The sequence below is a fragment of the Streptomyces sp. NPDC085866 genome, from assembly GCF_044541035.1.
Taxonomy (GTDB): Bacteria; Actinomycetota; Actinomycetes; order Streptomycetales; family Streptomycetaceae; genus Streptomyces.
Map to the genome: position 1 here is coordinate 403,861 of NZ_JBITSQ010000006.1, position 20,425 is coordinate 424,285.

Below are 20,425 nucleotides of genomic sequence, written 5' to 3' on the forward strand. Positions count from 1 at the left end.
GTACCGGCACCGGGCACCGGCTACTGCTCCGCCGGCTTCACCCGCACCGCCTCCGCCAGATCCAGCGCCGCCGCGATCCGTACGGCCACGTCCTCCGCGTAGGCCGCGTCCGCACGCTCGAAACGGCTGCGGCCGGCCCCACGCAGGAACGTGACCACGCCCAGCGTGCGCCCTCTGCTGCGCAGCACCACGCACAGCGCGTGCACCGCGTCCTCGGGCCACTGCCGAGCCAGCGCCCACTCGCGCGCCCGCTCGGCCGGAATCGACCCGGCATCCGCACGCACGGTCCCGGCCCGCTCGACACAGGTCAACGCCGGATGCCCCTCCTCGTACCGCAGCGGCAGCCCGGCCGCCCCCGAGAGCAGACTCGGCCCCGGTGCACCCGCGGGCGTGGCCGCGAGCCGCACCAGCCGTACCGGAACCGCCTCGTCCCCCTCCGCGCGCGGGGCACCCGCCACCCGGTCGAGCAGCGCATGGTCGGCGAAACCGGCGAGCGCGAAATCGAGATGGACGGTGGCCGCCTCTGCCGGGTCCTCGCACTCGGCCGCGGCACGGGCCGCCCGGTGCAGCTGATTGCTGCGGAACCGCAGCAGGGCCGACTCCTGCTCGCCCTGCTTGGCCTCCGTGACGTCCTGGAACAGCCAGCCGACACCGAGCGGCACGGGCTCCTCCGCGAGCGGCGAGGCCAACCGTACGAACCCACTGCGCCAGCAGCGCCGCTTCTCGCCCTCCGGCACCCGCACGGTCACCCACATCTCGGCGGGCGCGGGCGGCGCGCCCTCGGCCAGGACATGGGTCAGCGCGCTCTCCAGTTCCTCCACGCCCTGCGCCAGCAACTCGCCCAGCGGCCGCCCGAGCGCGGACGTCCGCCCGATACCGAGCGCGCGAGCCGCATGCGCGTTGACGACAGCGGGCCGCAGATCGGCGTCGACCAGCACCACGCCCCAGGACGCGTCCTCGAACAGCGCCTCGCTCAACGCGATGGACCGCTCCAGATCGATCTGCGCGTGCACCTCGCTGAACGCGCAGTACAGACCCGCCGGCTTCCCGTCCGGCCCCCGGACGGCAGCGGACTGAGTCCGCACGAGAACCCGCCCGCCGTCCTTCGTGACCAGGGCGAACTCATGAACCTGCCGGCCAGGCGCGTGCATGGCCGACATCAGACGCGCCTGCACGTCCTCGGCGTCCGCGCTGCGCACCGCCCAGCCGGCGAACCCGTGCCGCCCGACCGCCTCCGCCGCGGTCCAGCCCAGGATCCGCTCGGCCTCCCGGTTCCAGTGCGTGACCACCCCGTCCGCGTCGAAGGCACACAGCGCCGCGTCCATGCCGTCCAACAGCGCGGCGAGCAGATCGGAACCCCCGGAGTCATCCGGCCCGTCGGGCCCGTCATGGCTCTGCGGACCATCCCGCTCGGGCTCGTCCGGCCCCAGCTCGTCGGTGGTCCCACTCCGCCGGGAAGCACTCACCTGGACCCCCTGGAGGCTGCGTCGGCGCACCTGCGGCGCTCGGTTCGCTCACTGGCCTTCATTCAACTGGAACGTGACGCAGCCCACATCCTGTTCCCGCAGATTGAAGGAATCAATGCCCGGCACCGGGCTCCGGCTCCAGCCGCAGATCGACCCACTCGTCGGTCTCCCCGTCCAGCACGTACCGGTCGGTCTCCACGAACCCGTGCCGCTCGGCGAACCGCAGCCCGTCCTCGTTCACGGCCAGCACACACGTCTCGACCCCCGCCGCACCCAGCACGCGCGCGCGGGCGAGCCCGTTCTCGTACAGCGCCGTGCCGAAGCCACGCCGCCGGAACTCGGGCAGCACACGCGCGATGACCGTCGCGACGCCCTCCTCCCCGGCCGGTGGCCGCACGGTGGAACACCCGACGAGCACGTCACCCAGATACGCGTTCTCCAGCCGGTACCGGTCACGGCGCGCCCGGGCGTCGTCCAGGGACATGGCGGCGGGCGGCACGATGACGTTGTGGACGTGGCGCCATTGTTCGAGCTCGCGGTCGTCGGACACGGGCTCGATTCGAAGATCGGTCATGCACGGAACCGTAGGAGGGGGAACAGGGCAGCGTCCATCGCGAAAGAGTCCGACGCGAAAAAAACAGTTGAGTCCCGCCCGACCGCTTCTTAGTGTGTGCGGTACATGAGAAGGGAGGTGGTTCGGCAGATGTATGAGAACCGGACGCGTGAGGTGGCTGCGGGCTAGCGGCCCGTCACCACACCGAGTGCGGTGCCGGACCAGCACGTGACAGACGCGTGCAGCCGGCCCAATCCCAGCAGTCACCCGACCCGCGAGCTCGCCGGTACGTCCGGCCGGCCCCCGCCGTCAGGCGGAGGACCAGAGCTCGCGGGTCGTCTGCGTTCTGCGGGGCCGGACGGGGCCTCAGTGGGCGATGTCCGCGTACCCCTCGATCTCCTGCGGGCTGCGCGCCGCAGGGCCGACATACCGGGCGGACGGCCGTACGAGCCGACCGGTCCGCTTCTGCTCCAGGATGTGCGCCGACCAGCCGGCGGTCCGCGCGCACGTGAACATCGACGTGAACATGTGCGCCGGCACCTCCGCGAAGTCCAGCATGATCGCGGCCCAGAACTCGACGTTGGTGGCCAGCACCCGGTCCGGCCGGCGGTTGTGCAGCTCCTCCAGGGCCGCCTTCTCCAGCGCCTCCGCGATCTCGAAGCGCGGCGCGCCCAGTTCCTTGGCGGTACGGCGCAGCACGCGCGCGCGGGGGTCCTCGGCCCGGTACACCCGGTGGCCGAAGCCCATCAGCCGCTCTCCGCGGTCCAGGGCCTGCTTGACGTAGGCCTCGGCGTCACCCGTCCGCTCGATCTCCTCGATCATGCCGAGCACCCGGGAGGGGGCGCCGCCGTGCAGCGGTCCGGACATGGCGCCGACCGCCCCCGAGAGGGCCGCGGCGACGTCCGCGCCGGTCGAGGCGATGACGCGCGCGGTGAAGGTGGAGGCGTTCATGCCGTGTTCGGCGGCGGACGTCCAGTAGGCGTCGACGGCCGCGACGTGCTTGGGGTCCGGCTCGCCACGCCAGCGGATCATGAAGCGCTCGACGACCGAGTGCGCCCTGTCGATCTCTCGCTGCGGCACCATCGGCAGGCCCTGCCCGCGCGCGGACTGGGCGACGTACGACAGCGCCATGACGGCGGCGCGCGCGAGGTCGTCGCGGGCCTGGTCGGCGTCGATGTCGAGGAGGGGTTTCAGGCCCCAGACCGGGGCGAGCATGGCCAGCGCGGACTGTACGTCCACACGGATGTCACCGGAGTGGACCGGGATCGGGAACGGCTCGGCGGGCGGCAGTCCCGGGTTGAAGGCGCCGTCGACCAGCAGCCCCCACACGTTCCCGAAGGAGACGTGACCGACCAGGTCCTCGATGTCGACGCCGCGGTAGCGCAGGGCGCCGCCCTCCTTGTCGGGTTCGGCGATCTCCGTCTCGAACGCGACGACTCCTTCGAGCCCGGGTACGAAATCGGACATCAGGCGGCTCCTCGTGAAAGTGTCGGCGGCGGTCACCCCGGTGATGCCCCGATCAGCCGGTGGTCACCCAACCGCAAGGGGAACCAGCACGATAACCCCGGGTGCCATAGTTGGGGAGCCCACACGACACTGAGTGCCACGCGCGTTCGATACGGCAGGATGACCGGGTGACCGACAGCGACCTCAGCCCCGACCCCCTCGTCGATCCCGCCGCCATGCGCAAGCAGTACCGGGCCGCGGGCCTCGACGAGAAGGATCTCGCCGCGCACCCCATGGACCAGTTCTCCCGCTGGTTCGAGGACGCAGCCCGGGCCGCCCTGCACGGGACGCTGTACGAGCCCAACGCGATGGTGGTCTCCACGGCGGACGCGGCGGGCCGGCCCAGTTCCCGCACGGTCCTGATGAAGGGGTACGACACCGACGGCTTCGTCTTCTACACGAACTACGACTCCCGCAAGGCGCGGGAGCTGGCCGACAACCCGTACGTCTCGTTGCTCTTTCCGTGGCATCCGATCGCCCGCCAGGTGATCGTCACGGGTGTCGCGCGCCGCACCGGTCGGGACGAGACCGAGGCGTACTTCCGTACCCGCCCGCACGGCTCGCAGCTGGGTGCCTGGGCCAGTGTGCAGTCCTCGGTGATCCCGTCCCGGGACGAGCTGGACGCCACGTACGAGGAGTTGGGCGCGCGCTACCCGGAGGGGGAGCAGGTGCCGGTTCCGCCGCACTGGGGCGGGTTCCGGATCGCGCCGGAGACGGTCGAGTTCTGGCAGGGGCGCGAGAGTCGGCTGCACGACCGGCTGCGGTATGTGGCTCGGCCGGACGGGGCGTGGGATGTGGAGCGGCTCAGCCCCTGACGCTCCCGGGTGCGGCGCGCGTGAGCGTCAGGGGAGTTGATCACGCCGGAGTCAGAAGGCTCCCGTGGTGCCGTTCCGCCACCAGCGGATGCGCCCTCAGCTTGCCCTTCAGTTCGTTGTAGCCGTACTCGGCGAACAGGGGGTTGGCCGGGTCGGTGGTGATGCCGGGGGCCGTCGACGCGTGGGGGAAGGGCAGGGGCTCGACCCTGGCGTCCAGGCGGGGGTTGTAGAAGAACGGGACCGAGAAGCGTTCCGTTGCTCCGGGTGGGCTGATCACTCGGTGGTTGGTGGCGATCAGGTAGCCGTTGGTGGCCACCTCCAGGAGTTCGCCGAGGTTGACGACGAAGGCGCCCTCGAGTGGGGGTACGTCGTGGAAGAGGCCGTCCTCGCGATGGACCTGGAGGCCGCCGACCGTGTCCTGCAGGAGCAGGGTGAGGAAGCCGTAGTCCTTGTGGGCTCCGACGCCCTGCTCGGTGCCGTCGCCCGCGCTGCCGGGGTAGCGGACGAGCTTGAGGTGCGGGTGGGCGTGGTCGCCGAAGATCGGGTCGTAGAAGTCGGCGGGGGCGCCGATGGCGGTGAGGAGTTCGTGCAGGAGGCGCTGGGCCACCCCGCTCAGCTTGTCGATCCAGGTCAGGGCCGCCGTGCGCAGGGCGGGGAGGGCGGTCGGCCACTGGTTGGGGCCCTGCAGCCACCAGTACGGGGGCTCGCCGGGGCCGGGGACGTGGGCGGGTCGTTCGGCGCCTATGTCGAGCTGATCGCGCCAGTCGCGGGCGCCGCCGGTGCGCTCGTCGCCGGTGCGGGTGTAGCCGCGGAAGTGCGGGGAGTTGACGTTGTCGAGGGCGAGCCGGTCGGCCTCGGGGAGGTCGAAGAAGGCGCGCATGGCGGTGAGCAGGGCGTCGGTCTCGGCCCGGGTCACGCCGTGTCCGACGAGCTGGAAGAAGCCGACGTCGTGGGCGGCGCTGTGCAGCTGGGCGTGGAGGAGGGCGCGGGCCTGGGGGCCGCGGTCGGCGGCGGACAGGTCGATGATCGGGAGCTGGTCGTACGACGGGGTCGTCGCGGAATGCGTCGTCATGGGAGCGTCCACAGGGTGTGTGGGCCACGGGCAGGGCCGCCGAGGGTAGGGCGGCGCCCGGAATGCCGTAAAGAGGAAGAAAAAGGGGCTGGGTCAGGCAGAAGGCCGACAGCCCATGCTCGTGACGCGCACGTAGTCCACGTGGCGACGGCGAACGAGCATCGGAAGCATGGGCCCAAGAGTAACGCGCTCCCGCCGTAAGCCCCTCAGCCCGGTGTCTCCTCAGCCCAGGGATTCCTCCAGCAGCAGCGCCCACTGGGCGACGACGCGCTCACGGCGGGCGGTGTCGTCGGTGAGGAGGTTGGCGAGGCCCAGGCCGCGGGCCATGTCGAGCAGACCCTGGACGGTCTCCCGGACGCCGGGGCGGGACTCGTCGGCGCCGAGCAGGTCGACGGCGATGCGGTGGGTCTCGCGGCCCACGCGGGCCTCCAGCTCGGTCACGCGCGGGCGCAGCTGCTCCTCGTCGCAGGCGGCGACCCACAGGTGGAGGGCGGCGCGGAAGAGGGGGCCGGTGTAGAGGTCGACGAGGGCGAAGACGACGGCGCGGCGGTCTGCGGCGCCGTCCGGGAAGAGCGCGCGCAGGGCGGTGGAGCGTTCTTCGGCCACGTACTCGACGGCGGCCGTGAACAGGTCCTCGCGGGTCGGGAAGTGGTGTTGGGCGGCGCCCCGGGAGACGCCGGCGCGTTCGGCGACGACGGCGACGGTGGAGCCTGCCCAGCCGTGCTCGGCCAGGCAGGCCACGGCGGCCTCCAGGAGCCGCTGCCGGGTGGCCCGGCTGCGGTCCTGCTTGGGTACGCGGTCGCGTTCCGCCGTACTCACACCACCCATGCCGCATCCCGTCTTTCCAGGAAGGCCGTCATCCCCTCCCGGGCATGGGCGGTGGAGAACAGCCGGGCCGAGAGCGCGGTCAGCTGGGCCGCGTCCCGGTCGAACGTCTCCAGCACCCTAGCCGTGAGCAGCTGTTTCGTCTCGGCCAGGGCCTGCGGGGAGGAGCGGCGCAGACCGTCCAGGACGGGGGCGAGGGCTTCGTCGACGTCGTCGGCGGTGGTGGTGAGCAGGCCCAGGCGTACCGCCTCGGCGGGGGCGAAGCGTTCGCCGGTGAGGTAGTAGCGGGCGAGGGCACGGGGGTCGGTGCGCGGGATCACCGGGAGGGAGATCACCGCGGGGGCGACACCGATGCGGACCTCCGTGAAGGCGAAGGTGGCCTCGGTGGCGGCGGCGGCGATGTCGCAGGCGGCGAGGAGGCCGAGGCCGCCCGCGCGAACGTGTCCGGTGATCCGGGCGAGCACGGGTTTGGGCAGCTCCACGATCTGCCGGAGCAGGCCTACCAGTGCGTCCGGGTCGGGCGGGTTGCGCAGGTCGGCGCCGGCACAGAAGGTGGTGCCGGTGTGGGTGAGGACGACCGCCCGGACGTCCGGGTCCTTGCCGCAGTCGGTCAGGGCCTCGGCGAGTTCGGCGACGAGGGGGGCCGAGAGGGCGTTGCGGGTGTCGGTCGAGTCCAGGCTGAGGGTTTCGACGCCGCGCGTGCGCGTGCGTCCGATCAGTGCGCTCACGTGTGCTCCCTGAGCTGTCGGCGCAGGATCTTCCCGGAGGCCGCGCGGGGGACGGTGTCGATGAAGGTGATCCGGCGGACGCGTTTGTAGGGGGCGACGCGTTCGGCGACGTAGAGCATGATCTCGTTCTCGCTGAGGTCGGCGGCGGTGGGCTGGCGGACGACGAAGGCGTGCGGGATCTCGTTGCCGTCCTCGTTGTAGGCGCCGACGACGGCGGCGTCGGCGATGCCGGGGTGGGTGAGCAGGAGGGCCTCCAGTTCGGCGGGGGCCACCTGGAAGCCCTTGTACTTGATGAGTTCCTTGACGCGGTCGACGACGAAGAGCCAGCCGTCGTCGTCGACGTGCCCGATGTCGCCGGTGTGCACCCAGCCGTCGGCGTCGATCATGTCGGCGGTGGCGTCGGGGCGGCCGAGGTAGCCCTTCATCACCTGCGGGCCGCGGATGAGGATCTCGCCGGGTTCGCCGGGGCCGAGGTCCTTGCCGGGGTCGTCCAGGGAGACGATCCGCATCCCGGTGCCGGCGATGAGCTTGCCGACGGTGCCGGGAGGCGCTTGGTGCAGGGCGTCGAGCGGGACGACGTGGGTGCCGGGCGACAGTTCGGTCATGCCGTAGGCCTGGCCGATCGGGGGCAGGCCGAGGCGTTCGGCGCAGGCGACGGCGAGGGCGGCGTCCAGGGGGGCGGCGGCGCTGATGACGTACTTCAGGGACGAGAGGTCGTAGCGGGCGACCGCCGGGTGCTTGGCGAGGGCGAGGACGATCGGCGGGGCCACGTACAGGCCGGTGATGCGGTGGTTCTCGATGGCGGCGAGGAAGGTCTCGAGGTCGAAGCGGGGCAGGACGACGACCGTGGCGCCCTTGCGCAGGGGCGCGTTCATCAGGGCGGTGAGGCCGTAGATGTGGAAGAACGGCAGCACGGCGAGGATGCGGTCGCCGGGTCCGGTCGGGACGGGGGGTTCCAGCTGGGCGAGGTTGGTGGCGATCTGCCGGTGGGTGAGCATCACGCCCTTGGGGACCCCGGTGGTGCCGGAGGAGTACGGCAGCGCGGCGACGTCCTCGGCCGGGTCGAAGTCGATCTCCGGTTCGGGTGCGGCGGAGGCGAGCATGTCGATGAGCGAGCGGTGTCCGGGTGCGTTGTCGCACACGAATATCTCCCGTATGCCGCCCGCGAGTTCGGCGGCCCGGCGGGCGGACTCCAGCAGCGGGGAGACGGTGATGATCCAGCGGGCGCCGCTGTCGTCGAGCTGTTTGGCGAACTCCTCGGGTGTGGCGAGGGGGTGCACGGTGGTGACGGAGGCGCCCGCGCGCGTGGCCGCGTAGAAGGCGGTCGGGAAGGCGATCGTGTTGGGGCTGTGCAGGGCGAGGACGTCGCCCTTGCGTACGCCGGCGTCGGCGAGCGCGGCGGCCAGCCGCCGGTGGAACCGGTTCACTTGCTCGTACGTGAGGGTGGTGCCGTCCGTGCCGTCGACGAGGGCCGGCTGGTCGCCGAAGTCGGCGGCGTGGCCCAGGACGGCCTCGTGGATGGGGAGTTCTACGGGCGGGACGTCTGCGTACTCGCTGCGGAACACGGTTCCTCCAAGCGGCTGCTGCGGCTGCGGCCTAGTACGACTTGGGCAGGCCCAGGGTCTGGTGGGAGACGTAGTTGAGAATCATCTCCCGGCTCACTGGAGCAATACGAGCCACGCGCGCGGCCGTTATCAACGAGGCGAGTCCGAATTCGCGCGTGAGGCCGTTCCCGCCGAGGGTGTGCACGGCCTGGTCGACGGCCTTCACGCAGGCCTCCCCGGCGGCGTACTTGGCCATGTTGGCGGCCTCGCCCGCGCCGATGTCGTCGCCGGCGTCGTACAGATGGGCCGCCTTCTGCATCATCAGCCGGGCCAGTTCCAGGTCGATGTGCGCCTGCGCCAGGGGGTGGGCGATCGCCTGGTGGGCGCCGATGGGGGCCTTCCAGACGGTACGGTCGCGGGCGTACTCGATCGCCTTGGAGAGCGCGTAACGGCCCATGCCGATCGCGAAGGCGGCGGTCATGATGCGCTCGGGGTTGAGTCCGGCGAACAGCTGGAGCAGGCCGGCGTCCTCGTCGCCGACGAGCGCGTCGGCGGGGAGCCGTACGTCGTCCAGGACCAGCTCGAACTGCTTCTCGGCGGCGCTCAGCTCCATGTCGATGGGGTGCTTCTGGAAGCCCTCGGCGTCCGTCGGGACGATGAACAGGCAGGGCTTGAGTCGTCCGGTGCGGGCGTCCTCGGTGCGGCCGACGATGAGGACCGCGTCGGCCATGTCGACGCCGGAGATGAAGACCTTCCGGCCGGTGAGGAGCCAGTCGGTGCCGTCCCGGCGGGCGGTGGTGGTGATGCGGTGGCTGTTGGAGCCGGCGTCGGGTTCGGTGATGCCGAAGGCCATGAGGCGGGTGCCGTCGGCGAGTCCGGGCAGCCAGGTGCGCTTCTGTTCCTCCGTGCCGAAGCGGGAGATCACTGTGCCGCAGATGGCGGGTGAGACCACGAGCATGAGCAGCGGGGAGCCCGCCGCGCCCAGCTCTTCCAGGACGATGGAGAGTTCCGTGATGCCGCCACCCCCACCACCGCGTTCCTCCGGGAGGTTGACACCGAGGTAGCCCAGCTTGCCTGCCTCGGACCAGAGTTCGGTGAGGGGTTTGCCCTCGGCGACGGTGCGGGTGAGGTAGTCGCGGCCGTAGCGCTTGCCGAGGGCGGCGACGGCGGACCGGAGGGCCTTGTGCTCTTCGGACTCGATGACGGGAGTCATGGGGCTCCTAAGAAGACGTTTCCTGTACGACGGCGAGCAACATGCCCGGCTCCACCTGCTGGCCGGCCTTGGCGTGCAGGGCGCTGAGCGTTCCGGTGACGGGCGCGGCGATCTGGTGCTGCATCTTCATCGCCTCCAGCCAGATCAGGGGCTGGCCCGCCTGTACGGTCGCGCCCTCCGACAGGCCCTCGGCGATGCGTACGACCGTGCCGGGCATCGGAGCCAGCAGGGAGCCGGGGGCGAGCTGGGCGGTGGGATCGGGGAAGCGGGGCAGGGCGGTGAGGCGGGACCCGTTGACGTACACCTGGTCGCCGTAGCGTGTGACGTCGAACTTGCGCTGTACGCCGTCCACTTCGAGTACGACTCTGCGCGCGTCGGCGTGTGCGACCCGCACTCCCTCGGCCGCGAGGCCGTCCCTGGTGTGCCGGTAGTGGACCTCGTGCTCCTCGCCCGCCATCTCGTACCGCTTGGCCTGCGGCTGGGACGCCACGTTGCGCCAGCCGCCGAAGCGGGAGCGGCCGTGGGCGTCGGCGAGGGCCGCGGCGAGGGGGGCGTACGGGTCGGGTGCGGGCTCGGTCAGGTCGGTGAGGTGGCGGTCGTAGAAGCCGGTGTCCATGCGGGCGCTCACGAATTCGGCGTGGCGCAGGGAGCGCACCAGCAGGTCCCTGTTGGTGACCGGGCCGTGGAGTGCGGCCCGCTCCAGCGCGCCCGCGAGTCTGCGGATCGCCTCCGCGCGTGTGGGGGCGTGCGCGACGACCTTGGCGAGCATCGGGTCGTAGTGGACGCCGATGGTGTCGCCGTCGGTGTAGCCCGTGTCGAGCCGGACACCGGCGGGTACGGCGAGGTGGTGCAGGGTGCCGGTCTGCGGGGCCCAGTCGCGGGCGGGGTCCTCGGCGTACAGGCGGGCTTCGACGGCGTGGCCCTGCGCGCGGGGCGGTTCGGCGGGGAGGGGGTGGCCCTCGGCGACGCGAAGCTGTTCGGCGACCAGGTCGAGGCCGAAGACCGCCTCCGTGACGGGGTGTTCGACCTGGAGGCGGGTGTTCATCTCCAGGAAGTGGGCCCTGCCGTCGGCGACCAGGAACTCGACCGTTCCGGCGCCCACGTAGGACACCGAACGGGCCGCGCGCACGGCCAGCGCGTACAGCTCCTCGGTGAGTCGGGAGGCCAGACCCGGTGCCGGGGCCTCCTCGATCACCTTCTGGTGGCGGCGCTGCAGGGAGCAGTCGCGGGTGCCGAGCGTCCAGACGGTGCCGTGGGTGTCGGCGAGGATCTGCACCTCGACGTGGCGGCCGTCCTCGACGTACGGCTCGACGAAGACCTCGCCGTCACCGAAGGCGCTCGCGGCCTCGGCGTGCGCGCCCTCCAGTGCGGACTGCAGCTCCTCCAGACGGCGCACGATCCGCATCCCGCGCCCCCCGCCGCCGGCGGCCGCCTTCACGAGCACCGGCAGGTCGGCCTCGGTGACCTCGCCGAGGGGCGCGATCCCCATCAGCTCCTTGGCGCGCGTCTTGGACGCCATCGCCTCGATCGCCTCCGGCGGCGGCCCGATCCAGACCAGGCCGGCATCGAGGACGGCACGGGCGAACTCGGGGTTCTCGGAGAGGAAGCCGTACCCGGGGTGCACGGCGTCCGCGCCGGCGGCCAGTGCCGCCTTCACGATCAGGTCGCCGCGCAGATACGTCTCGGCGGGCGTCGCCCCCGGCAGCCGTACCGCCGCGTCGGCCACGCGCGCGTGCAGCGCGTTCTCGTCGGCGTCCGAGTGCACGGCGACCGTCCGGATTCCCAGCTCACCGCAGGTGCGGAAGATCCGGCAGGCGATCTCGCCCCGGTTGGCGACCAGCAGAGTCGAAATCATGAGCCTCACATCCGGAAGACGCCGAAGCCGCCGCGCGCGCCCTCGTAGGGGGCGGTGTGGATCGCGGACAGGCACAGGCCGAGGACGGTGCGGGTGTCGCGCGGGTCGATGACGCCGTCGTCGTACAACCGCCCGGACAGGAACATCGGCAGCGACTCGGACTCGATCTGCTGCTCCACCATGGCGCGCAGGGCCGCGTCCGCGTCCTCGTCGTACGGCTGCCCCTTCGCGGCCGCCGACTGCCGGGCGACGATCGACAGCACGCCCGCGAGCTGCTGCGGACCCATGACGGCCGACTTGGCGCTGGGCCAGGCGAACAGGAAGCGTGGGTCGTAGGCCCGCCCGCACATGCCGTAGTGGCCGGCGCCGTACGACGCGCCCATCAGCACCGACAGATGCGGGACCCTGCTGTTGCTGACCGCGTTGATCATCATGGCGCCGTGTTTGATGATCCCGCCCTGCTCGTACTCCCTGCCGACCATGTAGCCGGTGGTGTTGTGCAGGAACAGGAGCGGGATGTCGCGCTGGTTGGCGAGCTGGATGAACTGGGCGGCCTTCTGCGACTCCTCGCTGAACAGGACGCCCTGGGCGTTCGCCAGGATGCCGACCGGATAGCCGTGCAGGCTTGCCCAGCCGGTCGCGAGGCTCGTCCCGTACAGCGGTTTGAACTCGTCGAAGTCGGAGGCGTCGACCAGGCGGGCGATGACCTCGCGCGGGTCGAAGGGGATCTTCAGGTCGCCGGGGACGATGCCGAGCAGTTCGTCCTCGTCGTACTTGGGAGGGGCCGCCGGGCCCGGATCGCCGTGCGCCTTGCGGTGGTTGAGGCGGGCGACGACCCGGCGGGCCTGGCGCAGGGCGTCCTGCTCGTCCACGGCGAAGTAGTCGGCGAGGCCCGACACGCGCGCGTGCATCTCGGCACCGCCGAGCGACTCGTCGTCGCTCTCCTCACCGGTCGCCATCTTCACCAGCGGCGGCCCGCCGAGGAACACCTTCGCCCGCTCCTTGACCATGATCACGTGGTCGGACATGCCGGGGACGTACGCCCCGCCCGCGGTGGAGTTGCCGAAGACGACGGCGACGGTCGGGATGCCGGCGGCGGACAGCCGGGTCAGGTCCCGGAAGATGGCGCCGCCCGGAATGAAGATCTCCTTCTGGGACGGCAGATCGGCTCCCCCGGACTCCACCAGGCTGATGCAGGGCAGCCGGTTGGCGAGCGCGATGTCGTTGGCGCGCAGGGCCTTCTTCAGGCTCCAGGGGTTGCTGGCGCCGCCGCGCACGGTCGGGTCGTTGGCGGTGATCAGGCACTCCACGCCCTCGACCACGCCGATCCCGGTGACCAGGGAGGCGCCGACCGTGTAGTCGCTGCCCCAGGCGGCCAGCGGGGACAGCTCCAGGAAGGGCGTGTCCGGGTCGAGGAGCAGCTCGATGCGTTCGCGGGCGAGCAGCTTGCCCCGCTTCCGGTGCCGCTGGACGTACTTCTCACCGCCGCCCGCGAGCGCCTTGGCGTGCTCGGATTCCAGGTCGGCGAGCTTGGCGAGCATGGCCTCGCGGTTGGCCTGGTAGTCGGGGTGCTGGGTGTCCAGGGCCGTCTCGAGAACGGTCACAACAGGGCCTCCGGGATGTCCAGGTGGCGGGAGCGCAGCCATTCGCCGAGAGCCTTGGCCTGCGGGTCGAAGCGGTGCTGGGCGGCGACGCCGGCACCGAGGATGCCGGTCACGACGAAGTTGAGGGCGTGCAGGTTCGGGAGCACGTGCCGGGTGACGGGCAGCTCCCGGCTCTCGGGGATCAGCTGCCGGAACCTGTCCACGGTCAGCTCGTGGACGAGCCACCGCCAGGCCTCCTCCGACCTCGCCCACACCCCCACGTTGGCGTTCCCGCCCTTGTCCCCGCTGCGCGCCCCGGCGACCAGACCGAGAGGGGCGCGGCGGACGGGCCCGGGCGGAAGCTGCTCCGGGAGCGGCGGTTGAGGCAGGTCGTCGGTTACGAGGGTGTCCTGGGCCGGTGTCACAGCCACCCGGTGCCCGTCATAGAGGACCGCCACATGGTCGACGGCACCATGGGGGACGTACACATCCTCGAAGACCCCATAAGGTGCGCCCTTTCCGGGTGGCGCCAGCACATGGAACCCGGGGTAGCTGGCCAGCGCCAGCTCGATGGCGGCTCCGCTCAGCGCGCGCCCGACGACCTGCTGGTCCGGGTCCCGTACGACGAGCCGCAGCAGGGCGCTGGCCGTCTCCTCGGTGTCCGCGTCGGCCCGGTCGGTGCGGACGAGATCCCAACGGACCTCCATGGGCGGCGACTTGGCGAGGGCGTCACCCAGCTGCTCCCGCACAAGATCCGCCTTGGCCTCGATGTCGAGCCCGGTGAGCACGAAGACGACCTCGTTGCGGAAGCCGCCGAACCGGTTGAGCCCGGCCTTGAGCGTCGGCGGGGGCGCCTCCCCGCGCACACCCTCGATCCGTACCCGGTCCGGCCCGTCCTGGCTCAGCCGTACGGTGTCCAGCCGGGCGGTGACGTCGGGGCCGAGGTACCGCGCGCCGCCGGTCTCGTAGAGCAGCTGCGCGGTGACCGTGCCGACGTCCACGAAGCCGCCGGTGCCGGGGTGCTTGGTGACGACACTGCTGCCGTCCGCGTGGATCTCGGCGAGCGGAAAGCCGGGCCGGCGTGCGTCACCCTCGCGGAAGAAGGAGTAGTTCCCGCCGGTCGCCTGTGTCCCGCACTCCAGCACATGCCCGGCGACGACGGCCCCGGCGAGGCGGTCGTACTCCCCCGGCCGCCAGCCGAAGTGGGCGGCGGCGGGCCCGGTGACGAGCGCCGCGTCGGTCACCCGCCCGGTGATCACGATGTCGGCACCGGCCCGCAGGCACTCGGCGATCCCGAAGCCGCCGAGGTAGGCATGGGCGGCGAGGACGCCGGGATACGCGGCGGTCAGGTCATCACCCTCGACGTGGGCCACCCGTACGGGGATGCCGAGCCGGTCGGCCAACTGCCGCACGGCGGCGGCGAGTCCGGCCGGATTCAGACCGCCCGCGTTGGTGACGATCCGCACCCCGCGCTCGTGGACGAGGCCGAGGCAGTCCTCCAGCTGCCGCAGGAAGGTACGGGCGTACCCGGCGGCCGGGTCCTTCAGCCGGTCCCGGCCGAGGATCAGCATGGTCAGCTCGGCGAGATAGTCGCCGGTGAGGACGTCGACCTCGCCGCCGGTGAGCATCTCGCGCAGGGCGTCCGCGCGGTCGCCGTAGAAACCGGAGAAGTTGCCGATGCGCAACGGGTTCACCGGCTGCCCTCCTTCGGCGGGCGTCCGGTGCCGGGCGGGCCCGCGAAGGCCTGCGCGATGTCGAGCCAGCGGTCGGCGTCCGAGCCCTCGGCATGCAGGTCGAGGTCGGCTCGGTTCGCGCGCTGGGTGACCAGGAGGCAGAAGTCGAGGGCGGGGCCGGTGACGCGTTGCGGGGCGTCTTCGGGTCCGAAGGTCCACAGGGCGCCGGAGGGCGCGGTCAGTTCGACACGGAACTCCTCGGCCGGCGGGGTCAGTCCGTGCACACCGCAGGCGAAGTCACGGGTCCGCACCCCGAGCCGGGCCACATGCCGGAGCCGGTCGGACGGTGGGCGCATCACACCCAGGGCGTCGGCGACGTCCAGTGCGTGGGCCCAGGTCTCCATGAGCCGGGCGGTGGCCATGGAGGCGGCAGACATGGGTGGGCCGTACCAGGGGAAACGGGCGCCGGGCGGCGCGGCCCGCAGGGCCTGGTCGAGGGCGGCGCGCCCCTCGCGCCACGTCGACAGCAGCTCTGCGGTCGGGAGCCGAGCGCCCTCGTCCGCCCCTTCGTCGACGAACGAGTCGGGGCGGGTGAGCGCCTTCTCGACCAGAGTCTGGAAGGCGTCGGCGTCGGTGACGGCCAGCAGCGCCGAGCGGTCGGTCCAGGCGAGGTGCGCGATCTGGTGGGCGACGGTCCAGCCGGGGGCGGGAGTGGGAAGACCCCAGTGTTGGGGGCTCAACTCAGCCACTAGCAGGTCGAGTTCATCGCTCTCGGCACGCAGGTCGTCGATGACGGGCGTCGGGTCGGCCATGGCTGGGAGCATGGCAGCGGCACGAGAAACAATCAAGCGTGCTTGCATGAATTTGTTTCCGCGGCTCGAGGCCCGGCAACTCACACGGGGGTGCCTCCGAGTGGTTACGAGTGGTACAGCACCCTGACCACCATCGTCTCGGGCGGCAGGGCGTCGAGGTAGGCGTTGAACTCCCGGCGGTAGTCCGGTCCGCCGTACTCGACCCATCGGCCGTCCAGCGTAAGCAGTCCGGGGGTGGGCAGCACGTCCGCCGCGCAGTCCGCCGAGTACGCCTCCCTGTCGGGGCCGAAGTGGCGGATCGGGTCGTAAGGGAACCGATCTGCCAGCTCCGGGTCCTCGGTGATGGCCCGGATCAGCGGCTGGGAGGCGTACTCGGCCCGGGCGCGCTGCTCGGGGTAGCCCACCGGGTCGAGGTAGGCCCGGTCGAGGTAGTGGCCGGCGGGCAGGGCCGGGGGGTGGCCGGCGGCGAACCGCACCCAGTCGTCCCATCGCCGGGCTGCCTCGTGCGCGGCCGCCTGCCGGTCGGTGTCGAGGTTGAGGAGGGCCCGGGGGCCGCCGTGACAGCGGTCGCGGGGCAGGTCCTCGGACGCTGTCTTCCATTCGTCGACCCGGACCAGCCGGGGGTCACCCTCGTGACCGGGGAGAACCGCGAAGGGGCAGTTGGAGCCGGAGATGAACCAGTAGTCCCACTCGCCCACCCAGTCGGGGTGCGGGATGTCCTCACGGTCGTAGCAGTAGGGCGCCATGGCCTCCCCGATCGCCCGGCGCAGGGCGTCGGGGTCGGCGGGATCGCCGGGCGGCGGGATGCACACGGTGATGCGCTGTTTGGCCATGATCCCTGTCTACCGCAGGGCGGTGATTCCGAGAATCTTGTATCCGTGCGCATATGAATCACTACCCTCGGTGAGGGAGGTGATTGGTGTGCGAAGCCGCGAACTCGACCCGGGTGCGTCACCGTTGGACTACTACGGCTACGAGCTGCGCCGGGCGAGAGAGGCAGCGGGGCTGACACTGGCGCAACTCGGCTCGATCTCTGCACGGGGTCGCTGATCGGGCAGATCGAGACGGCGGCGAGGGTTCCGCAACGGGAGTTTTCCGAGCGGGTGGATGCGGCGCTGGGGACGGATGGGTTGTTCTCGCGGCTGGTGGGGATGGTTCTACGGAGCCAGTTGCCGAGTTGGTTTCAGCCGTATGCGGAGATGGAGGCGAAAGCGGCGAGCATCTCCACCTATCAGGCCCAAGTGGTGTACGGCCTCCTCCAAACCCCCGAGTACGCACGCGCGGTACTGGAAGCAGGCTGGGTGGCCGGGCTTGACGGGCAAGTGGCGGCCCGATTGGAGCGACAGAGGATCCTCGCACTTGAGCAGCCGCCGCTGGTGTGGGTGGTGTTGGACGAGGTCGTTCTGCACAGGCCGTTCGGCGGCCGTGGGGTCATGCGGGAGCAGCTCACGCACCTGTTGAAGTTCCAAGGCCGACGGGAGATCCGTGTGCAGGTGCTGCCGCTTGGAGTGGGCCAACACCCCGCCACGGCAGGCGGGTTCACTGTGATGCGCTTTGACGGTCACGCCGACATCTGTTCCTCCGAGAATTACGACTCGGGGTTCACCACAGCCAATCCGAGCGTCGTCAAGGACTGTGCGCATCGTTACGATCATCTTCAGGCCGCGGCCCTCTCCATCGAGGACTCGGCGAAGCTGATTACCCGCGTACGGGAGGAACGCTATGCGGAAGAGGCGGAACCTGAACGGAGCGCGGTGGCGTAAGTCGTCGTACAGCGGGGGCACCGGCGGCGAATGCGTCGAGTGCGCCCCACTCGGCGGAGCCGCCTGGCGTAAGTCCTCGTACAGCGGCGACACGGGCGGCCAGTGCATCGAGGTCGCCGATCTCACCCCCTGCACGGCCGTCCGGGACTCCAAGAACCCCCAGAGCCCAGCTCTCGTGTTCCCGGCCCGTGCCTGGTCGGCGTTCCTGGAGTCGGTGAAGGGCTGACCAGCGGCGAAGATCTCTTCGTTCAGGTCTCACTTCCCGTGGCCCGCTCCCAGGCGTCACGGACCACCGCGGGGATGCGGCCCCGGAGGGGAACGTCGTAGCCGTTGGCCCTGGCCCATGCGCGGATGTCGTCGGGGTTGGCGGGCGGACGGACGCGAGGCATGGGCGCCACTCCTTCGCTCGGAACGGAAGCCGTGAAGCCGATGCCTCCCTGAAGGAGGTCCTTCGGGAACATGGGTACGGCCGTCTCTCCGCTCAGGACGGCCACGAGGAACGCCGTCAGCGTGCCGGCGAAGGTGAACCAGCGAGGCCCTCGAGCCTCGTTGACGGCGATCTGCCAGGCATCCGGTGAGTCCGGCGGAGCGCTGGCCCAGAAGAGATACTCGCCGTTGTCGGTTACCCCCATGGGAGACAGGCGCTGCGGGTCGTACGGCACGGGATGCGTCCCCTGCTCGCAGTCCTTCTGAAGCTGTTCCCGGATACAGGCAGGCATGGGACCGGTGAGGTCGACGTACTGGGTGTATCCGAGTGGATGGTAGATGTGGATGAAATCGGCGAAGCGACCGGGACCGTAGACGGACGCAAGTCGCTTGTAGTCCGCGGGGAGTGGCATGCCGAGTCGGGCCTCCGCCGCAGCCCAGTCGACGGAAGGGGGCGCAGTCGGCGGCGGGCAGAGTCGGACGAGGTCGTCGATGGAGGAGGTCATTCGATACCCAGTCTGCGTCGGTTCTGCTGTGCGACATGATCTCTCGTCCAGCCGTCCCGGCAGGGCGTAGCCCCAGTCAACCGCCTTCCTGCACAGGCCCGTCAGACTTCGCACGCGGTCCTGCGGTGGCTTCGGAAAACCACGCGCATGGCGGGCCGTCGCCGCAGTACCGTCGGCCGGTGCTCGATGAAGACGGTTACTTCGGAGAAGCGGTCGCGGCGCGGTACGACGAGTCGTCCGCGGAGATGTTCGACCCGGAGGTCGTGGACCCGGCCGTCGACTTCCTGGCGGAGCTGACAGGTGAGGGCGGCCGGGCCCTGGAACTCGGCATCGGCACCGGACGCATCGCGCTGCCGCTGGCCCGGCGCGGGATCGAGGTGCACGGCATCGACCTGTCCCGGGCGATGGTGGAGCGGCTGCGGGACAAGCCGGGCGGTGAGGCGATCGGGGTGACGATCGGGGACTTCGCGACGACACGGGTGGACGGGAGCTTCTCCGTCGCCTACCTGGTCTTCAACACGATCATGAACCTGACGTCACAGGACGCTCAGGTGGACTGCTTCCGCAACGCGGCGAACCATCTCGAGCCCGGCGGCTGCTTCGTCGTCGAGGTCGTGGTGCCCGACCTGCGCCGGCTGCCGCCCGGGCAGAACGCGGTGCCGTTCCGCGTGGAGGAGGGACGGCTGGGCTTCGACCTGTACGACGTGGCGACGCAGTCGATGAGCTCGCACCATGTGCGGGTGGCGGACGGCCACGCCACGTACCTGTCCGTTCCGTTCCGGTACGTGTGGCCGGCGGAGCTGGACCTGATGGCCCGGCTCGCGGGGCTGCGGCTGCGTGAGCGGTGGGACGGCTGGAGCAGGGAGCCGTTCACGAGCGAGAGCCGGCAGCACGTGTCGGTGTGGGAGAAGCCGGGCGACTGAACGCGGTGCCGGAGAAGCCGGGTGGCTGAGCCCGGCAGGGGAGAAGCCGCGCGACTGGACCCGACCCGCCCGGGAGCAGCCGGGCGACTGAGCCCGGCCGCGGAGTATGTGTCAGGCCTCCGGCGTCTGCGCCCGCACCTTCCCCCGCCCCACCTGAGTCCGCACCGCGCCGATGCTCGCCGCGATGACCAGGGCGATCGCTGCGGCCTCCGTGGCGGACAGGGCCTGGCCGAGGATCAGGAAGCCGGCCGTGGCCGCGATGGCCGGTTCCAGGCTCATCAGGATGGCGAAGGTGGAGGCGGGCAGGCGGCGCAGGGCCAGGAGTTCGAGGGTGTAGGGCAGCACCGAGGAGAGCAGGGCCACCGCAGAACCGAGGGCGACGGTGGTGGGGTCGAGGAGACGGGTGCCCGCCTCGACGATGCCCAGGGGCAGGAAGAGCAGGGCGGCCACGGCCATCGCGAGGGCCAGTCCGTCCGCCTGCGGGAAGCGGCGGCCCGTACGGGCGCTGAAGACGATATAGGCCGCCCACATGGCGCCGGCGCCCAGGGCGAAGGCGACACCGGTGGGGTCGAGGTCGCTGAAGCCTCCGCCGCCGAGCAGGAAGACGCCCGCGAGGGCGAGGCCCGCCCAGACCGCGTTGATCGCGCGGCGGGAGGCGAGGACGGACAGGGCGAGCGGGCCGAGGACTTCGAGGGTGACCGCGGGGCCCAGCGGGATGCGGGCGACCGCCTCGTAGAAGAGGCCGTTCATCGCGCCCATGGTGATGCCGAAGACGACCACCGTGCCCCAGTCGGTGCGCGAGTGGCCGCGCAGCCGGGGCCGGCAGACCACCAGAAGGACCACGGCCGCCGCGAGCAGCCGCAGGGTGACGACGCCGAGCGCGCCGGCCCTCGGCATCAGGGTCACCGCGAGCGCCCCGCCGAACTGGACCGAGATCCCGCCGGCCAGCACCAGCCCGACGGGTCCGAGCGAGCCGAGGCGGCGCGGGGCACCACCCGAGGGTGCGGGCGCTTGCTGCGTCGAGGGTGCGGTGGCGCTGGGGGTGCTCACGGGCGGTCCTGGGGGCTGGCTCGGATCAGATCGTGTTCATCTCGATGTACTACCGAGTCCAGGGTAATAGACCCCGTCAGGAGTGTGAACCCCTTATGTAGCTGTCCTGGAT

General features: G+C 71.3%; 18 protein-coding genes and 1 pseudogene. 4 read left to right on the forward strand and 15 right to left on the reverse strand.

Annotated features, from left to right (window positions below; all coding sequences use genetic code 11):
• Nucleotides 1-20: 20 nt before the first annotated feature.
• From ACIF83_RS17540 to ACIF83_RS17550, 3 genes are all read right to left on the reverse strand, one after another.
• A complete protein-coding gene (locus tag ACIF83_RS17540) occupies nt 21-1,466 on the reverse strand; it encodes a PAS domain-containing protein (protein ID WP_393472215.1) in 1,446 nt (481 codons plus the stop codon).
• Nucleotides 1,467-1,578: 112 nt separating this feature from the next.
• Nucleotides 1,579-2,040 carry a GNAT family N-acetyltransferase gene (locus tag ACIF83_RS17545; protein WP_399727695.1) on the reverse strand — a complete coding sequence of 154 codons (462 nt, stop codon included), beginning with the start codon at nt 2,038-2,040 and terminating at the stop codon, nt 1,579-1,581.
• A 345-nt stretch (nt 2,041-2,385) separates the two neighbouring features.
• Nucleotides 2,386-3,486, reverse strand: coding sequence for a citrate synthase 2 (locus ACIF83_RS17550; protein ID WP_393472219.1), 1,101 nt, complete (start codon nt 3,484-3,486; stop codon nt 2,386-2,388).
• 167 nt (nt 3,487-3,653) lie between these two features.
• Here ACIF83_RS17550 and pdxH point away from each other — a divergent pair, with 167 nt between their 5' ends.
• Nucleotides 3,654-4,340, forward strand: a complete 687-nt coding sequence (gene pdxH / locus ACIF83_RS17555; RefSeq protein ID WP_399727699.1) for a pyridoxamine 5'-phosphate oxidase — start codon at nt 3,654-3,656, stop codon at nt 4,338-4,340.
• Between the two features lie 40 nt (nt 4,341-4,380).
• Here pdxH and ACIF83_RS17560 read toward each other — a convergent pair whose 3' ends face one another.
• The 10 genes from ACIF83_RS17560 to ACIF83_RS17605 all read right to left on the reverse strand — a co-directional run bounded on the left by ACIF83_RS17560 (nt 4,381) and on the right by ACIF83_RS17605 (nt 16,478).
• Nucleotides 4,381-5,412 carry an isopenicillin N synthase family dioxygenase gene (locus tag ACIF83_RS17560; protein ID WP_393472224.1) on the reverse strand — a complete coding sequence of 344 codons (1,032 nt, stop codon included), beginning with the start codon at nt 5,410-5,412 and terminating at the stop codon, nt 4,381-4,383.
• A 222-nt stretch (nt 5,413-5,634) separates the two neighbouring features.
• Nucleotides 5,635-6,240: a TetR/AcrR family transcriptional regulator gene (locus tag ACIF83_RS17565; RefSeq protein ID WP_393472226.1), complete on the reverse strand. Its 606-nt coding sequence runs from the start codon at nt 6,238-6,240 to the stop codon at nt 5,635-5,637.
• Nucleotides 6,228-6,965 carry an enoyl-CoA hydratase family protein gene (locus ACIF83_RS17570; protein ID WP_399727703.1) on the reverse strand — a complete coding sequence of 246 codons (738 nt, stop codon included), beginning with the start codon at nt 6,963-6,965 and terminating at the stop codon, nt 6,228-6,230. Before ACIF83_RS17570 ends, ACIF83_RS17565 begins: the two co-directional genes overlap by 13 nt.
• The gene (locus ACIF83_RS17575) at nt 6,962-8,530 is read right to left on the reverse strand and encodes a 4-coumarate--CoA ligase family protein (protein WP_393472231.1); all 1,569 of its coding nucleotides are present in this window, start codon (nt 8,528-8,530) and stop codon (nt 6,962-6,964) included. The genes ACIF83_RS17570 and ACIF83_RS17575 overlap by 4 nt, the downstream gene beginning before the upstream one ends.
• A 31-nt stretch (nt 8,531-8,561) precedes the next feature.
• Nucleotides 8,562-9,722 carry an acyl-CoA dehydrogenase family protein gene (locus tag ACIF83_RS17580; RefSeq protein ID WP_399727706.1) on the reverse strand — a complete coding sequence of 387 codons (1,161 nt, stop codon included), beginning with the start codon at nt 9,720-9,722 and terminating at the stop codon, nt 8,562-8,564.
• A 7-nt stretch (nt 9,723-9,729) separates the two neighbouring features.
• On the reverse strand, nt 9,730-11,577 hold the full coding sequence (locus ACIF83_RS17585; protein WP_399727709.1) for a biotin carboxylase N-terminal domain-containing protein: 1,848 nt from the start codon (nt 11,575-11,577) through the stop codon (nt 9,730-9,732).
• A gap of 5 nt (nt 11,578-11,582) precedes the next feature.
• Nucleotides 11,583-13,181, reverse strand: a complete 1,599-nt coding sequence (locus tag ACIF83_RS17590) for an acyl-CoA carboxylase subunit beta (RefSeq protein ID WP_399727712.1) — start codon at nt 13,179-13,181, stop codon at nt 11,583-11,585.
• On the reverse strand, nt 13,178-14,854 hold the full coding sequence (locus tag ACIF83_RS17595) for an acyclic terpene utilization AtuA family protein (protein ID WP_399727715.1): 1,677 nt from the start codon (nt 14,852-14,854) through the stop codon (nt 13,178-13,180). Before ACIF83_RS17595 ends, ACIF83_RS17590 begins: the two co-directional genes overlap by 4 nt.
• Nucleotides 14,851-15,645, reverse strand: coding sequence for a TIGR03084 family metal-binding protein (locus ACIF83_RS17600; RefSeq protein ID WP_399727718.1), 795 nt, complete (start codon nt 15,643-15,645; stop codon nt 14,851-14,853). The genes ACIF83_RS17595 and ACIF83_RS17600 overlap by 4 nt, the downstream gene beginning before the upstream one ends.
• A gap of 104 nt (nt 15,646-15,749) precedes the next feature.
• Complete coding sequence (locus ACIF83_RS17605) at nt 15,750-16,478, reverse strand: hypothetical protein (RefSeq protein WP_399727721.1); 729 nt, start codon at nt 16,476-16,478, stop codon at nt 15,750-15,752.
• 88 nt (nt 16,479-16,566) lie between these two features.
• Here ACIF83_RS17605 and ACIF83_RS17610 point away from each other — a divergent pair.
• Both ACIF83_RS17610 and ACIF83_RS17615 read left to right on the forward strand, forming a co-directional pair.
• Nucleotides 16,567-17,408, forward strand: a pseudogene (locus tag ACIF83_RS17610) (helix-turn-helix domain-containing protein).
• On the forward strand, nt 17,368-17,634 hold the full coding sequence (locus ACIF83_RS17615) for a DUF397 domain-containing protein (protein ID WP_393472251.1): 267 nt from the start codon (nt 17,368-17,370) through the stop codon (nt 17,632-17,634). The pseudogene ACIF83_RS17610 and the gene ACIF83_RS17615 overlap by 41 nt, the downstream one beginning before the upstream one ends.
• Nucleotides 17,635-17,656: 22 nt before the next feature.
• Here the strand turns inward: ACIF83_RS17615 and ACIF83_RS17620 are convergent, their stop codons facing one another.
• The gene (locus ACIF83_RS17620; protein ID WP_399727724.1) at nt 17,657-18,340 is read right to left on the reverse strand and encodes a histone-like nucleoid-structuring protein Lsr2; all 684 of its coding nucleotides are present in this window, start codon (nt 18,338-18,340) and stop codon (nt 17,657-17,659) included.
• Between the two features lie 179 nt (nt 18,341-18,519).
• On the opposite strand from ACIF83_RS17620, the gene ACIF83_RS17625 reads away from it, so the two are divergent.
• Nucleotides 18,520-19,263: a class I SAM-dependent DNA methyltransferase gene (locus ACIF83_RS17625; protein WP_399727727.1), complete on the forward strand. Its 744-nt coding sequence runs from the start codon at nt 18,520-18,522 to the stop codon at nt 19,261-19,263.
• Nucleotides 19,264-19,374: 111 nt separating this feature from the next.
• On the opposite strand, the gene ACIF83_RS17630 is transcribed toward ACIF83_RS17625, so the two are convergent.
• Entirely contained in the window at nt 19,375-20,313 is a 939-nt protein-coding gene (locus ACIF83_RS17630; protein ID WP_398139156.1) for an EamA family transporter, read from the reverse strand.
• Between the last annotated feature and the right edge of the window lie 112 nt (nt 20,314-20,425).

Bases quoted from the DNA above. Each gene is read 5' to 3' on its own strand.
- ACIF83_RS17620 (WP_399727724.1), bottom strand. From the start codon at position 18,340: ATGACCTCCTCCATCGACGACCTCGTCCGACTCTGCCCGCCGCCGACT.
- ACIF83_RS17565 (WP_393472226.1), bottom strand. From the start codon at position 6,240: ATGGGTGGTGTGAGTACGGCGGAACGCGACCGCGTACCCAAGCAGGAC.
- ACIF83_RS17600 (WP_399727718.1), bottom strand. From the start codon at position 15,645: ATGGCCGACCCGACGCCCGTCATCGACGACCTGCGTGCCGAGAGCGAT.
- ACIF83_RS17615 (WP_393472251.1), top strand. From the start codon at position 17,368: ATGCGGAAGAGGCGGAACCTGAACGGAGCGCGGTGGCGTAAGTCGTCG.
- ACIF83_RS17605 (WP_399727721.1), bottom strand. From the start codon at position 16,478: ATGGCCAAACAGCGCATCACCGTGTGCATCCCGCCGCCCGGCGATCCC.
- ACIF83_RS17550 (WP_393472219.1), bottom strand. From the start codon at position 3,486: ATGTCCGATTTCGTACCCGGGCTCGAAGGAGTCGTCGCGTTCGAGACG.
- ACIF83_RS17545 (WP_399727695.1), bottom strand. From the start codon at position 2,040: ATGACCGATCTTCGAATCGAGCCCGTGTCCGACGACCGCGAGCTCGAA.
- ACIF83_RS17560 (WP_393472224.1), bottom strand. From the start codon at position 5,412: ATGACGACGCATTCCGCGACGACCCCGTCGTACGACCAGCTCCCGATC.
- ACIF83_RS17580 (WP_399727706.1), bottom strand. From the start codon at position 9,722: ATGACTCCCGTCATCGAGTCCGAAGAGCACAAGGCCCTCCGGTCCGCC.
- ACIF83_RS17585 (WP_399727709.1), bottom strand. From the start codon at position 11,577: ATGATTTCGACTCTGCTGGTCGCCAACCGGGGCGAGATCGCCTGCCGG.